Source organism: Corynebacterium sp. ACRPF (assembly GCF_022347395.1).
Lineage (GTDB): Bacteria > Actinomycetota > Actinomycetes > Mycobacteriales > Mycobacteriaceae > Corynebacterium > Corynebacterium tuberculostearicum_D.
In genome coordinates, this window is record NZ_JAKRNB010000007.1 from 66,577 (window position 1) to 80,395 (window position 13,819).

15 protein-coding genes are annotated in these 13,819 nt (G+C 60.5%); 3 read left to right on the plus strand and 12 right to left on the minus strand.

All coding sequences use genetic code 11. From position 1 onward, the window contains the following. Positions 1 to 69: 69 nt before the first annotated feature. The 10 genes from MHX61_RS04610 to hisD form a co-directional block, all read right to left on the minus strand. On the minus strand, positions 70 to 708 hold the full coding sequence (locus MHX61_RS04610; protein WP_239193160.1) for a TIGR02234 family membrane protein: 639 nt from the start codon (positions 706 to 708) through the stop codon (positions 70 to 72). Continuing rightward, a complete protein-coding gene (gene hisI, locus MHX61_RS04615; RefSeq protein ID WP_200435465.1) occupies positions 705 to 1,067 on the minus strand; it encodes a phosphoribosyl-AMP cyclohydrolase in 363 nt (120 codons plus the stop codon). Before hisI ends, MHX61_RS04610 begins: the two co-directional genes overlap by 4 nt. After that, the gene (hisF, locus tag MHX61_RS04620; protein ID WP_239193162.1) at positions 1,064 to 1,834 is read right to left on the minus strand and encodes an imidazole glycerol phosphate synthase subunit HisF; all 771 of its coding nucleotides are present in this window, start codon (positions 1,832 to 1,834) and stop codon (positions 1,064 to 1,066) included. The genes hisI and hisF overlap by 4 nt, the downstream gene beginning before the upstream one ends. 30 nt (positions 1,835 to 1,864) lie before the next feature. Then, a complete protein-coding gene (locus MHX61_RS04625) occupies positions 1,865 to 2,647 on the minus strand; it encodes an inositol monophosphatase (protein ID WP_239193164.1) in 783 nt (260 codons plus the stop codon). 3 nt (positions 2,648 to 2,650) lie between these two features. Next, positions 2,651 to 3,439 (minus strand): bifunctional 1-(5-phosphoribosyl)-5-((5-phosphoribosylamino)methylideneamino)imidazole-4-carboxamide isomerase/phosphoribosylanthranilate isomerase PriA, encoded by a 789-nt coding sequence (priA, locus tag MHX61_RS04630; protein WP_239193166.1) that lies wholly within the window; start codon positions 3,437 to 3,439, stop codon positions 2,651 to 2,653. A gap of 14 nt (positions 3,440 to 3,453) precedes the next feature. After that, positions 3,454 to 4,086, minus strand: a complete 633-nt coding sequence (gene hisH / locus MHX61_RS04635; RefSeq protein ID WP_179386691.1) for an imidazole glycerol phosphate synthase subunit HisH — start codon at positions 4,084 to 4,086, stop codon at positions 3,454 to 3,456. A gap of 3 nt (positions 4,087 to 4,089) precedes the next feature. After that, a complete protein-coding gene (locus tag MHX61_RS04640; RefSeq protein ID WP_239193168.1) occupies positions 4,090 to 5,340 on the minus strand; it encodes an MFS transporter in 1,251 nt (416 codons plus the stop codon). Between the two features lie 169 nt (positions 5,341 to 5,509). Next, entirely contained in the window at positions 5,510 to 6,112 is a 603-nt protein-coding gene (gene hisB, locus MHX61_RS04645; RefSeq protein WP_239193179.1) for an imidazoleglycerol-phosphate dehydratase HisB, read from the minus strand. Further along, positions 6,109 to 7,239 carry a histidinol-phosphate transaminase gene (locus tag MHX61_RS04650; protein ID WP_239193181.1) on the minus strand — a complete coding sequence of 377 codons (1,131 nt, stop codon included), beginning with the start codon at positions 7,237 to 7,239 and terminating at the stop codon, positions 6,109 to 6,111. Before MHX61_RS04650 ends, hisB begins: the two co-directional genes overlap by 4 nt. Beyond that, positions 7,240 to 8,550, minus strand: coding sequence for a histidinol dehydrogenase (gene hisD / locus MHX61_RS04655; protein WP_239193183.1), 1,311 nt, complete (start codon positions 8,548 to 8,550; stop codon positions 7,240 to 7,242). It abuts the gene before it with no gap. 127 nt (positions 8,551 to 8,677) lie between these two features. Between hisD and MHX61_RS04660 the strand changes: the two genes are divergently transcribed. Beyond that, entirely contained in the window at positions 8,678 to 9,574 is an 897-nt protein-coding gene (locus MHX61_RS04660) for a YbjN domain-containing protein (RefSeq protein WP_239193185.1), read from the plus strand. 9 nt (positions 9,575 to 9,583) lie between these two features. On the opposite strand, the gene MHX61_RS04665 is transcribed toward MHX61_RS04660, so the two are convergent. Both MHX61_RS04665 and MHX61_RS04670 read right to left on the minus strand, forming a co-directional pair. Further along, positions 9,584 to 9,988, minus strand: coding sequence for a hypothetical protein (locus MHX61_RS04665; protein ID WP_225746752.1), 405 nt, complete (start codon positions 9,986 to 9,988; stop codon positions 9,584 to 9,586). Between the two features lie 82 nt (positions 9,989 to 10,070). After that, positions 10,071 to 10,883, minus strand: coding sequence for a hypothetical protein (locus MHX61_RS04670; protein WP_239193187.1), 813 nt, complete (start codon positions 10,881 to 10,883; stop codon positions 10,071 to 10,073). 164 nt (positions 10,884 to 11,047) lie between these two features. Between MHX61_RS04670 and MHX61_RS04675 the strand changes: the two genes are divergently transcribed. After that, positions 11,048 to 11,587 (plus strand): TetR family transcriptional regulator, encoded by a 540-nt coding sequence (locus tag MHX61_RS04675; RefSeq protein ID WP_239193189.1) that lies wholly within the window; start codon positions 11,048 to 11,050, stop codon positions 11,585 to 11,587. Positions 11,588 to 11,608: 21 nt separating this feature from the next. Then, complete coding sequence (glgX, locus tag MHX61_RS04680) at positions 11,609 to 13,807, plus strand: glycogen debranching protein GlgX (protein WP_239193191.1); 2,199 nt, start codon at positions 11,609 to 11,611, stop codon at positions 13,805 to 13,807. Positions 13,808 to 13,819 lie beyond the last annotated feature (12 nt).

Genomic DNA, 13,819 nt, shown 5'->3' on the forward strand with positions numbered 1-13,819 from the left:
CGGGCGATTAAAATCACACTTAGGTTAACCCGCTCGCGTGCCGTTCCGGAAATTACACAGGAAACGGGGCTATTTTTTGTCCATATCAGTGGGATCGATATCACTATCAAGCGCGTCCCACATCACACGGCCAGAGTCGGAGGAGGTTTCCAAATCCTCCTCCAACTTTTCCTGCCGTGCCGCTGGGGTTTCGTATTTGCTCGACACCTTCGCCTTATCCACGCCTGGATTGCGCGCAAGCATGACTGCACCAAAAAGGCCCGCTGCCGCACCTATGAGGGCCAGAATTGGCCCCAGGGAATGCACCTCGGTGGACACGACCGTGGCCCAGTCAGAAATCTGCGCCGAATCTACGGCGTTTTCATTGGCCGAGGCTCCCTGCAGGATCTTCTGCGCACGCTCAGTCTCCGCGCCCGCAGTCAGCAGGCTCACCGGGGTCCATGCACTGGCCGCCGCAGCGAGGGCGCACACAACGCCCACCACTCGCCTACCGACGCGCCGCAGTGCCATCCCCGCGACGGCACCGGCTACCAGAACGAGGGTCAAGGCCATGATCTCCAGCGACCAGGCCGAGCCGATGATGTCATTGGCCGCGGAGCCGGACTTGTCGTCCTCGCTGGCGGCTACCACCCACGTGGCACGGGAGGACAGCCACAATACGATGGCTCCTACAGCGATAAGTAGTGGTCCAAGGCGTTTAGCCTTCACGATTGCCCTCCTAAGAGATCGGTGGCGTCAAAGCACGTGCGGTCACCGGTATGGCAAGCGCCGCCACGCTGCCGCACGGTCAGCAGAATAGTATCTCCATCGCAGTCAAGGCGAACGCCCAGCACCTCTTGGGTATTTCCAGAAGTCTCTCCCTTAACCCAATATTCATTGCGCGAGCGCGAAAAATACGTTGCCTTGCGGGTGGCGAGGGTATGGGCCAAAGCGTGGTCATCCATCCAAGCCATCATCAGCACCTCACCAGACTCAGCTTGGGCAATGGCCGGCACCAAGCCTTGGTCATTGCGCTTGAGCTGCTTGGCGATGCCCCCGTTAAGTTCATAGTTGCCCGGGGTACTCATCGGCGCACCTCGTAGCCCGCGGCGTCCAAGGCGTCTTTCACGTCGCTGATTTCTACCTCACCGAAGTGAAAAATACTTGCTGCCAAGACGGCATCGGCGCCGGCTGCAACGGCTGGTGGGAAGTCTGCGGCGTTTCCCGCGCCGCCAGAGGCGATAACGGGAATGGTCACCGCTGCGCGCACGGCGCGCAGCAGTTCCAGGTCAAATCCTTCTTTTGTGCCATCGCCATCCATTGAGTTGAGGAGGATCTCCCCTACGCCGAGTTCTTCGCCGCGGCGTGCCCATTCGATGGCGTCGATCCCGGCCGATTCCGTACCGCCGTGCGTGGTGACCTCAAAGCCGGATGGCGCATACTCTTCGTGGCACCGGCGGGCATCAACGGACAGCACGATGCATTGGGCTCCGAAAATCTCAGCCATTTCGCGCAGCAGTTCCGGATTCTTAATGGCCGCGGTGTTTACAGAGACCTTATCTGCCCCGGCGCGCAATAATTCTCGGACGTCATCAACGCTGCGAACTCCGCCACCCACCGTCAATGGGATGAATACCTGATCTGCGGTGCGGCGCACGACCTCGAGCATGGTGGAGCGGCCTTGCTTAGAAGCAGAGACATCCAAGAAGGTAAGTTCATCGGCTCCTAGGGAGTCATAACGCGCGGCCAGCTCCACTGGGTCGCCGGCATCGCGCAGGTTGTCAAAGTTGATGCCCTTGACCACGCGGCCTTGGTCCACGTCTAGGCAGGGGATCACGCGTACGGCTACAGCCATGGCGGCCGCCTCCTTTTCGGGTATTTAGTCTTAGCGGTGAAATGTACCGGTATGACGGGACAAGATATCCACGATGGTGGCATGGACCTGCGGGGTACCTGTCACCATGCCGCGCGACTGCGCGGTCCACGGATTTCCTTCCGGATCGGTGACAACGCCTCCAGCGGCCTGAACCTGCAGTGCTCCTGCGGCGTTATCCCATGGGTGCGGGGAGAAGTTAATCGCGCCATCGAACACTCCCTGCGCGACGAAGGCATTATCAAGTCCTACGGAACCGGTCATTCGCGGGCGCAGTCCGGTCTCGCGCAGCTCGTGGAAAATCTCGGTGGGCAGGTGGGAAGAGCAGCCCACGTGACCACGTGCTTCATCAAATCCCATTGCTTCGTCCCCTCCACCGAAGCCAGTGGCAGGCCCACCTACTGAGCGCAGTGGGGAGCCATCGCAGGTGACCAGACGGCGCCCCAGGAGCGGGAAGTCAGATACCGCGGCAACGGGCGCACCCTCATGAATGAGCGCCACTAGGATGCCGGCCATGGGGTTTCCGGCAGAGTAGTTTGCGGTGCCATCAATCGGATCTACCACCCACACGGTATCGAGCACGCTTCCGCCTGATTCTTCTCCATAGACCGGGATGCCGGTCATCTGGGTCAAGATATCGCGCAGCTGTTGCTCGATGACGAGGTCTACCTCGGTGGCGAAATCTCCCTGCCCCTTAAAGCGGGCGGGCGCAGCTCCGAGGCCGGAGCGAAAAATGGGTTCTACTTGGTCTACGGCCGCCTCCGCGAAGGCCACCAACTCGCGGGGTTCCATCATGACTTAGTTGTCCTTGGGGTCGTAAGGGTCAATGGTTTCTTCCGCCGGCAGCGGCTCTACCTCGGCCACCGCAGCGAGTGCTTCGTTGAGGGTGAAATTCCCCTCGTACAGGGCCTTGCCAATAATGGCGGAATCGATGCCCTCATTTACATAAAGCGCGAGCTCGCGCAGGTCTTTCACGCTAGAAATGCCACCAGAGGCGGTGATCTTTGCCTCCGTTGCCATCGCTACCTCGCGCAGGAGCTCAATATTAGGTCCGGTGAGCGTGCCGTCTTTAGACACATCTGTCACCACAAAGCGCTGGCATCCGGCGGCATCGAGGCGCTCGAGTACCTCCCACAGATCGCCGCCATCGGAGACCCAGCCATTGCCGGCGGTACGCCATTCGCCGCCATCTTCGCGCACGGCAAGGTCCACGGCGACCTTATCTCCGTAGCGCGCCAGGATGTCCTCGATCCATTCCGGCTGCTCTAGAGCAGCCGTGCCGATACTAATGCGCTGCGCGCCGGTAGCCAGCGCGCGCTCCACCGCGGCATCATCCCGGATGCCGCCACTAAGCTCCACATTTACGCCCAGCTCACGAGTAATCGTCGCCATTTCTGCGTGGTTGGAGCCTCGGCCGAAAGCCGCATCCAAATCCACAAAGTGCAGCCAGTGCGCGCCTTGGGATTGCCACTTTTGCGCGGCATCGCGCGGGGAACCGTACGAGGTTTCGGTGCCTGCTTCGCCTTTATCTAGGCGCACGGCTTGGCCTTGAGATACATCGACTGCTGGCAAGAGCGTAAAAGTCATATCCTTCATCCTACCTAGAGCGTGCGCATCCAGTTTTCCAAAAGCTGTGCACCGGCGTCCCCGGATTTTTCCGGGTGGAATTGGGTAGCCCACAGGGCACCGTTTTCTACGGCCGCGACGAACCTATCGCCCGCGTGCTCGGCCCAGCTCACCTGCGGCGGACGGGTGATTTCCGTTTCCAATTCCCACCGGCGAACGCCGTAGGAATGCACGAAATAAAACCGCTCGTCTTCGGCCACTCCGGCAAACATATCGCTGCCGACGGGTACCTCTACGGTATTCCATCCCATATGCGGCAGCACCGCAGACTGCAGCTTTTCCACGGTGCCGGGCCACTCGCCGCAGCCGGTGGAGTTGATGTTGTGTTCCACTCCGGCGTCGAAAAGCACCTGCATGCCTACGCAAATGCCCAACACCGGTCGCTCTCCTGCCAAGCGCTGGCCGATGACCCGAGGGCCCTGCACCGCCCGTAGCCCGCGCATGCAGGCAGCAAAGGCACCCACGCCAGGGACAAGCAGACCGTCCGCTTCCACCGCTTCTTTGGGGTCCGCGGTAACGGTGACGTCCGCGCCTACTCGCTCCAGCGCGCGCTGGGCCGAGCGCACATTGCCCGCGCCATAATCCAATAATGCGACCGTCTTTGCCATGGGCTATACCTTACGCATGCGACGCAGGCGCGTCCGGATATCGTTGGTTTCGCTCACGCGGGTGCGCCCAAGGATAAAATCTGCCAGCGTCATCACAACGCCGGCGACGAGGATGACCACGCCGGCCCCAAAAGCCCCTGCATAGCCGTAGCCGGCGACCAAGGCGCCCAAGAGGGTCGAGCCCAAGCCGGTGCCGCCGTCATAGAAGATATTCCAGATGGCAGAAGCCTCCGAGACGCGTTCGCGCGGCAGGCGGTCAAACATGGACAGCAGGGCCTCATTTTGCGCAATACCAAAGGCACCGCCAAAGAGGAAGGCACCCAGCACGAGCCACCATACGGAACCATCGAGATAAAGAGGAACGGCAATGGCAAGCACGCCCACGATCGCCATTACCTGGCTGGGAATGTAGAGCCGGCCAGGAGTGCCCACGCGGTCTGCCACCATGCCGGCAAAGTAGCGGAAAATCATGGCGGCGCCGCCCACGATGGACAGCATGATGCCGGCCAAGCTGGCGCCGCGCTCGGCATCAAGTTCTTGTACCGCGGGCGGCAGGAAGGACGACACGGCGCCATAGCTCATTGAAAATGTCGTTAGCGCCAGCGCAGGAACGAGCACTAGCTTCCACGTAGGAACGCGGATAAGGTTCGGCTCCTCTTCAGTATCGGAGGCGAGAGTGACCTTAATCTTGGGAATGCGCAGGCACAGACCAAAGCCCACAAAGCCAATGATGCCGGCGGTGATATACGTCGAGGCATAACCCAGCTTTTCCGCCATGATCAATCCCAGGGGCAAAAAGACCATTTGGCCCAGGCCGGTAAAGACACCAATCATGCCGGTAGCCTTGCCCAGCAAGCGTACGGGCGCCAGTTCCGCAATGAGCGCGGACTCAGAAACGGTCAGCGCGCCAAAGCCCACGCCGCGCAGAGCGGAAAAGAGCAGGACAACCCAAGCATCAGTACCCAAGAGGTGGCCAAAGGCAGGTACACCCAGGGTAAAAGCGGACAGCGCCATCACGCGGCGGTAGCCCCACCGGCGCAGGAGCCACGGAGAGATGATCTGGGTCAGCACGGTAAAGGCCATGAAGATGCCTGTGGATGAGCCCGCCAAGGTCGCTGAGCCACCAGAGTCAATGACCGCTAGCGGCACCACTGGTAGGAGGATGGACCAAGCACCGAAGGCTGCGGCGATGGCCAACATGGTTGCGGTATAACCCGGAACCTTCCAGATATTAGTTTCTTGGGTTGTGCTCATTTACCGAACGCTCCTACCATCCACGAGATTGCTGCCACCGCGGTTATTGCGGCCAATAAAGAGGCTACTACTGTCATTGCCTTCGACCCTTGTTGGTAGGCGGACCATGCGCCTCCCACCAACATGCCTGCTACGAGGAAGAGGACCAAGATCATAAAGTGCATGCGTTCTAGAGTGCTCCCTTCGTCGATGGAATTCCAGTCTGGCGGGGGTCGAATTCCACCGCACCTTGCAGCGCACGCGCTACGGCTTTAAACTCCGCTTCCGTAATGTGATGCGGATCGCGCCCATAGCGCACGTTGAGGTGGAGCGTTACCGCAGCGTGGGTGGCGAGCGTTTCAAAGAAGTGGCGATTGATCACCGTGGCGTAATGCCCACCGATAGTCTGCCACTGCAGGTGCTCTGGTTCGCCGTTCATGACAAAGTAGGCGCGCCCAGAAAAATCCACCACCGCTTCCACTAAAGCCTCATCCATGGGCAAAAGCTGGGAGCCAAAGCGGCGAATGCCGGCCTTATCCCCCACCGCCTTACGCAGCGCGGTGCCGAGCACGATGGCGGTATCTTCCACAGTGTGGTGGGCATCTACCTCCACATCGCCCTCAGCCTGCACAGTAAGGTCAAAGCTGCCATGAGTAGCAAACGCCGTGAGCATGTGGTCAAAGAAAGGCAGTCCGGTGGAAATATGGCTGCGCCCCGTGCCATCGAGGTCGATGACCACAGAAATCTGCGATTCCGACGTCGCCCGCTGGGCGCGCCCTACGCGGTTGCTCATGCTTCACTCCTTTCATCTGCGGCCGAGGAATCAGCCACTACTGTATCCGCAAGGTCCTCGGCTACGGCCAAAAAGGCCGAATTTTCTTCTGGCAGCCCCACGGTCATGCGCAGGTGGCCTGCGATGCCAACATCGCGAATGAGCACTTCCTTATCCAAGAACTGTCGCCACACCCGGTGTTGGTCAGCAAAGCGGCCGAAGAAGAGAAAATTAGATTCGCTCGGCAGGACGGTATAGCCCAATTCGCGCAAGCGAGCAGCCACCCGCTCGCGTTCGGTGGCAATCTTTTCCACGGTGGCGAGCGTATCCGCACTATGGCGCAGCGCCACCGTCGCTGCTGCTTGGGAAAGCACGGATAGGTGGTACGGCAAGCGCACCAGCATCACGGCCTCCACAAAGGCCGGGTCCGCCACGAAATAACCGAGGCGGCCGCCGGCAAAATCGAAGGCCTTAGACATGGTGCGCGAGACCACCAGCTTCGTGGGGTATTTCTCCAGCAGCGTCACCGCAGATGGCGAGTAAGAAAATTCGCCATAAGCTTCATCGACGATGAGGATGCCAGGGGCGGCGTCGGCAAGCGCGGCAATATCGTCCACGCTAGTTACCCCACCGGTGGGGTTATTCGGCGTAGTCACAAAGATGATATCCGGCTGGTGCTGCGCCACGGCTGCGAGCGCCCGGTCCATATCAATGCGGAAATTCTCATCGCGCGGGCATTCCACAAACTGCGTATGGGTGCCGTCCGCGAGGATAGGGTGCATGGAATAAGACGGGGTGAAACCGAGCACACTGCGGCCCGGACCGCCGAATGCCTGCAACAGCTGCTGCAAAATCTCATTCGAGCCATTGGCCGCCCACACCTGCGCATAGCCCACGCGCACGCCGGTTTGCTCAGTGATATAAGCCGCTAGGGCCTGGCGCAGCTCCACCGCATCGCGCTCCGGATAGCGATTGAGTGTGGTGGCAAGGCGCTGGGTCTCCGCCACCAGGTCATCCACTAGCGCCTGCGAGGGAGGATAGGGATTTTCGTTGGTATTGAGCTGGTAGGCCACGTGGAGCTGCGGCGCCCCATAGGCGGACTTGCCGCGCAGCTCCTCGCGCAGGGGAAGATCATTCAAGTGCGTCATTTAATTCTCCTCGAATCGGGCGCGGATAGCCTCACCGTGGGCGGGTAGCCCCTCGGCCTCCGCAAAAGCGATAACGTGCGGGGCAATCTCTTCCAACGCAGCTCGGTCATAATCAATAAGGTTGACCGGCCGCATAAAGGTATGGGTAGAAAGGCCGGCAGAAAAGCGCGCCGTACCGGAAGTGGGCAATACGTGATTGGAGCCGGCCGCGTAATCTCCCAGCGGCACTGGAGCAAAGTGCCCTACAAAGATGGCACCGGCGTGCTTAATGCGCTCGGCCACCGCGCCGGGCTCTGCGGTGTGGATTTCCAGGTGCTCAGCGGCATAGGCATTGGCCACCGCCACCGCTGCATCCAGGGAATCGACCAACACAATTCCGGATTGCTCGCCGCCTAGAGCTTCGGCCGTCCGCTGCGCATGTGCAGTGGCGCCGTGGCGCGCTTCTACCTCCTCCTTCACACGCTGAGCCAGGCTTGGAGATGCCGTAATGAGCACACTCGCGGCCATCGGATCATGCTCGGCCTGGGAGATGAGATCATAGGCCACATACACCGGATTCGCGGTGTCATCAGCGATAATGGCGATTTCGGTCGGCCCGGCCTCAGCATCGGTGCCCACCACGCCGCGCACCAACCGCTTGGCCGCGGTGACGAAGATATTTCCTGGTCCGGTGATCATGTCCACCGGGGCTAGTTCGGCGTCATCATCACCGTAGGCCATCAGCGCGATGGCTTGGCCGCCTCCTACCGCCCAGACCTCATCTACGCCGAGCATCTGGCACACGGCCAGCACCGTGGGGTGCGGCAGGCCGCCGGACTCTTTTTGTGGCGGTGAGGCTACCACCAAGCTTTCCGCGCCGGCCGCCTGCGCTGGCACGGCGTTCATGATTACCGAGGACGGATAGACCGCCTTGCCTCCCGGCACGTATAGCCCAACGCGCTCGATGGGGCGAAAGACATCGGTCACCGTGGCACCTGGTGCTAGCTCGGTGGTGTGCGCGGCCGGTTTCTGCTCGGCGTGAACCTTGCGAACCCTCTCAATGGAAACCTCAATCGCTTGGCGCACCTGCGGGTCTAGGCCGGAAGCGGCCTTCTCCAACTCCGCTTGGGGCACCCGCAGGTGGGTTGGGCGCACGCCATCGAATTGCTCGCCAAAGTCCAAGGCCGCCGCAGCGCCTTCTTGACGTACTCGATGAACCAGCGGCGCCACCTTGTCCACCACGGCGGCGACGTCGGTGTCACCGCGCGGCAAAACTCGCCGCAGCTGGGCGGGGCGCAGCTCTTGGCCACGCAAATCGATGGTGCGGAGCATTCCCGGATCCCCTTTTTGCCAATCGGATTTCTGTTATTAAACCAATATCCTAATGGCCAAACGCCAGCGAGGGGGCCGGTTTGGGCTATAGACTCGGTGTCAACACAGCTTTAAGGTGGTGGCAGCGATGAGCGAGATTGAACCCTCTCTTCTGCTCTCGCATGCCCGCACCATTGCCCGCGATAATGACGTGTCCTGCTGGGCTCTGCCTACGGGCGAGCTTCTCGTTCCGCATGCGGCCGGTGGCTCCACCTTCATCTTTATAGACCAGTTGGAAGAACCGGTGCTCCACCTGCACACCAGCCCCCGCGGAGGCGTTGATCTCAGCGAGATCTCCGAGCTCGCACACCTAGCCAATGAGTGGAATCACGATTGCCTCTCCCCGGCCGTCGTGGTTGATTATGACCAGCCTGACTGCGTGAGCGTTTCCGGTCATAGCTATCTGCCGGCCGATACCTCCCCCAGCCGCGAACAGCTCGCGGCATTCCTCCTACCGGCGCTACGCAACGCGGAGGTCCTCATGGATCTGCTCGCCCAATCCCATCCCGGCCTCGTGCGCGAAGCCTCACCGGAGCTTGCCCCGCTTGCCGACGCCCCCTTGGAACCCTTCACCCTCGACAGCCTGTCCGAGATCCTGCCGCTTATTGGCATCCAGCGCTTCCAAAGCGACGGGGCCACCGCCATCTACGCCTGGGTCAATGATGTCCTTTTCGCCTTTGCACTGGACAATGGCCCCAGCCTCATTATCAAGGGGCATTGGGACCCCAGCCTGGACGAGGCGGAATTTACCCGGCTTTTTCTCATTTGCAATGACTGGAATCGCGCCCACCACGGCGCCGTGGCATTTTGCCACCACACCTCCGAGGGCCTACAAGTGCGGATGGATGCCGCCACCATTACCGCCGCGGGACTTACCCGGCCGCAACTATTTAGCGCCATCGGCCGCGGACTCAAGCACATCCTGCACGGCATCGATGACATCGCGCACGAAGTAACCGGCGCCTCCCCCGTCGAATGGCCCTAGACGCGCACATCACCAATCTTCATCGGCGCTGACAAAGGCCGTGGACCAATAGGCAAACATCGCCATAAAGGGCGCTACCGCCCACGAGATAGCCGGGGAGAAATTCGGCGCAAACTCTACGACTTCCCCTGGGTTTTCTGGCGGATGCGTGGCGGTGACCCCGCCAAAGACATAAAACGACGCCGCCCCAGCCAGGGCACACACGCCGACCCACAGGAGCATCGACAAGCCCCGCCCCTGCCGGCGGAGATACGCGCCCAACCCCAAGAACAAACCAAGCAGGCCGGTAATGAGGGCAAAGGTAATAAAGGCGATGAACTGAACGCTTCCCATCGCATCGATGGCATAGCCACCATCGTCTACCTCATGGCCGGTAAGCGTCGGCCGGAAAAGCCCCCACAGCGCACCGGCCACGCCATACACCAGGAGCGCACACGCGAGTAACCCCGCACCAAAACCTAGGGTGCGGGGTAACCGGCGCTTTAACTGAGCCAACTTAGTTACAGAAGGTCCAGTTGCCGTTCTCTCGACGGAAGCGGACCGTGGAGGTCTCGGTGCCCTCGGAGTTGGACACGCTCACGGTTGCAGAAGCATCGTCGCCATTGACCACAACGTCGTTGACGGACTGCAGCTTGGTCGACTGCGGGATGGACTCCAACTGGCTAGCGAACTTCTCTACCTCGGCGTTGCCACCGCCCTGCTGGCGCATGGTGTTGGCATACTCGGCGAAGGACTGGTTCGGCAGGCTATCGACGTACTGCTGGTACTGGCCGAACTCCTGGGACTGCTCATCGCGGACTGCCTGGCAGGCGTGCTGCGGCATGTAGTTGAAGTATTCCTTCACGTTATCGATCTCGTGCTGGCCGCGAACCAGCTGCTCGATGGCCTGCTTATCGCCATCATTAGCGTCCTGGCCGCCTTCGATCGGCTTGATATCCTTCGCGCCAGCGAAAGGATCTTCACCATTGTTCAGCGGGTTAGCCAGCTGATCTGGCCCCTCGCCAGCGCCGTCCTCGCCCTCCTGGCCTTCTGCGCCTGCGGCGGCGTCCTTGTTTTCGCCGTCCTTATTCTGATCCTTTTCTTTTTCCTTGTCCTTATCTTTGTCTTTGTCTTTGTCCTTGTCCTTGGACTTATCGGCATCTTTGTCCTCGGATTTATCTGCAGACTTATCCTCAGAAGACTTGGATGCCGTGGTGGCGGCAGCCTTCTTGGAATCGTCATTGTCATCCGAACCACACGCAGCCAAAGCCAGCGGGGTAACCAGCGCAACTGCGATGAGGGACTTCTTTGCAGGGGTCAAAAAGGACAAGGGAAAGCTCCTGAATCAATCTTGCGAATGTGAAGCCACCCCAAGGGCGGCCTCTTATTTGTCTTCGCAATACTAACAACCCGACGATGGAAATGACATTGAGACTCCGTTAAAAGAACCTGTGAACTACCGTCCCGCCCGGCCAAGTCCGTACAATTGCCAAGGTGCACATAAACCGCGAGAGTATTATCGACGCCGCTCTTTCCCTGCTTGATACCTACGGGCTTGGCGACGTCACCATGCGCCGCGTTGCTTCCTCCCTCGGCGTCGCCCCCGGCGCGCTCTACTGGCACATTGCCAATAAGCAAGCGCTCATTGCAGCCCTAGCGGAAGACATTACCTCCCCCGTTTCTGGGGAGTCGCTCGAGGATATCAGCCTCAATCTTCGTGATTTGCTGCTCGCCCGCCGCGACGGCGCCGAGGTAGTCATTGCCGGCCTCTCCCTCCCGCAGGCTCCTGCCTGGGACCGCCTCTTGGCGGCCTTCACCGCTGCCGCCACGCGCAGCACCCTCGCTGCCGACAGCGCCCACCGCGCTGCCGCGCTCTCCGCCATTCACCTCGTGCTCGGCGCCACCTTGATGGAACAGTCCCAACGCCAGCTTGCAGAAACCACCGGCGAGACTCCCGCCGCAGACTATCGCGCAGACCTCATTCGCGGCGTACGCATTATTAACGCTGGACTTACACACGGCGCCGGCGCCTAGAAAGTGGTTATGCTCGTGGGCATGAACACTCCCGCCATGGACGCAGTCCCCACGCCCACCGAGCGCTACGGCCGCCAAATCTGGCCTGGCAAACCCACCCCGCTGGGATCCACTTTTGACGGATCCGGCACCAACTTTGCTCTGTTTTCCGAGGTAGCCGACAAGGTCGAGCTCTGCCTCATCGACAAAGAAGGCACCGAGGAACGCATCGAAATGTCGGAGGTCACCGCCCATGTGTGGCATATTTACCTCCCCAATGTCACCCCTGGCCAGCGCTACGGCTACCGCGTCTATGGCCCCTATGAACCAGAAAACGGCCTGCGCTGCGACCCTTCCAAGCTCCTTGTAGACCCCTATGCCCGGGCGTTCGACGGCGAATTCGACGGCGATGCTTCCCTCTACTCCTATGACATCCATGCTGAGGAACCCGGCACCGGCCGCAACGAAGAAGACTCGCTGGGCCACACCATGCTGTCTGTGGTCATCAACCCCTTCTTTGACTGGCGCAGCGACCACCGCCCCCATATTCCCGATAACGAAAAGGTTATCTACGAAACCCATGTCAAGGGCATGACCATGACCCATCCGGACGTGCCGGAAGAGCTCCGCGGCACGTATGCCGGCATGGCCCATCCCGCCGTCATTAACTACTTCAAAGAGCTTGGCGTTACCACCGTTGAGCTCATGCCCGTCCACCAATTCCTGCAGGACGATCGTCTGCGCAACCTGGGGCTGCGCAACTACTGGGGCTATAACACCTTCGGCTTTTTCGCCCCGCACCATGACTATGCCTTTGCCAAGAAGCCGGGCGAGGTGGTCTCCGAATTCAAGACCATGGTTCGCGCCTTCCACGAGGCCGGCATCGAGGTCATCCTCGACGTGGTTTATAACCACACCGCCGAGGGCAATCACATGGGCCCGACCATTGCCTTCCGCGGCATCGACAATGGCGCCTACTATCGCCTCGTCGAGGGCGATGAGGCCCACTACATGGATTACACCGGCACCGGCAATTCCCTCAATGTCCGCCACCCGCACTCGCTGCAGCTGATTATGGATTCGCTGCGCTACTGGGTTACGGAGATGCGCGTCGATGGCTTCCGCTTCGACCTGGCGGCGACGTTGGCGCGGGAGCTTGACGACGTCGATAAGCTCGCTACTTTCTTCGACCTAGTACAGCAAGATCCCATTGTCAGCCAGGTTAAGCTCATCGCCGAGCCCTGGGACATCGGCCACGATGGCTACCAAGTGGGCAATTTCCCGCCGATTTGGAGCGAATGGAACGGCAAGTACCGCGATACCGTGCGCGATTTCTGGCGCGGCGAGCCCGCTACCCTGGGTGAATTCGCCTCCCGCTTGACCGGCTCTTCGGATCTCTATGCCGATAATGACCGCCGCCCCACCGCCTCCATCAACTTCATCACCGCTCACGATGGCTTTACCCTGCGCGATCTTGTTTCCTATAACGACAAGCACAACGAGGCCAATGGCGAGGACAACCGCGACGGCGAATCTTTCAACCGCTCCTGGAACTGTGGCGAGGAAGGCCCCACCGATAACGACGATATCCGCAAGCTGCGCCGCCGCCAGGCCCGCAACTTCCTGACCACTCTCCTGCTCTCCCAGGGCACTCCTATGCTTTCGCACGGCGATGAATTCGGCCGCACGCAGGACGGAAATAATAACGTCTACTGCCAGGACAACGAGCTGTCGTGGATGGACTGGTCCATGCTGGAGGAAGAAAAATCCGCCGCAATGCTGGGCTTTACCAAGCGCGTGCTGTCCATTCGCAACCACCACCCCGTCTTCCGCCGCAAGCGTTTCCTCGCCGGCGGCCCGCTCGGCGCGGACGTCAAGGAACGCGATATCGCCTGGCTGGTTCCTTCGGGCCGCCTGATGACCCAGGACGACTGGGACCACGACTTCGGCCGCGCCCTCATGGTCTACCTCAATGGCAATGCGATTACGGAAACGACCGCCCGCGGCGAGCGCATCACCGATGATTCCTTCATCATGATCTTCAACTCCCACGACGGCGAAATCGAGTTCACCCTGCCCACCAAGGATCTCGGCGCCACGTGGCGGCTGATGGTCGATACCGCCGATTCCGGCGGCTACCCCGCGGAGGAAACCCTCATTGAGGCAGAGGGTACGATCACGGTGCAGCCGCGTTCAACGCTGATTCTGCGTCAGATTGAACCGCCCGTTTTCGATTCCTAGAGAAAGGCCCCT

Bases quoted from the DNA above. Each gene is read 5' to 3' on its own strand.
- hisF (WP_239193162.1), bottom strand. From the start codon at position 1,834: ATGGCTGTAGCCGTACGCGTGATCCCCTGCCTAGACGTGGACCAAGGC.
- MHX61_RS04650 (WP_239193181.1), bottom strand. From the start codon at position 7,239: ATGACGCACTTGAATGATCTTCCCCTGCGCGAGGAGCTGCGCGGCAAG.
- hisI (WP_200435465.1), bottom strand. From the start codon at position 1,067: ATGAGTACCCCGGGCAACTATGAACTTAACGGGGGCATCGCCAAGCAG.
- priA (WP_239193166.1), bottom strand. From the start codon at position 3,439: ATGACTTTTACGCTCTTGCCAGCAGTCGATGTATCTCAAGGCCAAGCC.
- hisH (WP_179386691.1), bottom strand. From the start codon at position 4,086: ATGGCAAAGACGGTCGCATTATTGGATTATGGCGCGGGCAATGTGCGC.
- MHX61_RS04640 (WP_239193168.1), bottom strand. From the start codon at position 5,340: ATGAGCACAACCCAAGAAACTAATATCTGGAAGGTTCCGGGTTATACC.
- hisB (WP_239193179.1), bottom strand. From the start codon at position 6,112: ATGAGCAACCGCGTAGGGCGCGCCCAGCGGGCGACGTCGGAATCGCAG.
- MHX61_RS04660 (WP_239193185.1), top strand. From the start codon at position 8,678: ATGAGCGAGATTGAACCCTCTCTTCTGCTCTCGCATGCCCGCACCATT.
- MHX61_RS04625 (WP_239193164.1), bottom strand. From the start codon at position 2,647: ATGATGGAACCCCGCGAGTTGGTGGCCTTCGCGGAGGCGGCCGTAGAC.
- hisD (WP_239193183.1), bottom strand. From the start codon at position 8,550: ATGCTCCGCACCATCGATTTGCGTGGCCAAGAGCTGCGCCCCGCCCAG.
- glgX (WP_239193191.1), top strand. From the start codon at position 11,609: ATGAACACTCCCGCCATGGACGCAGTCCCCACGCCCACCGAGCGCTAC.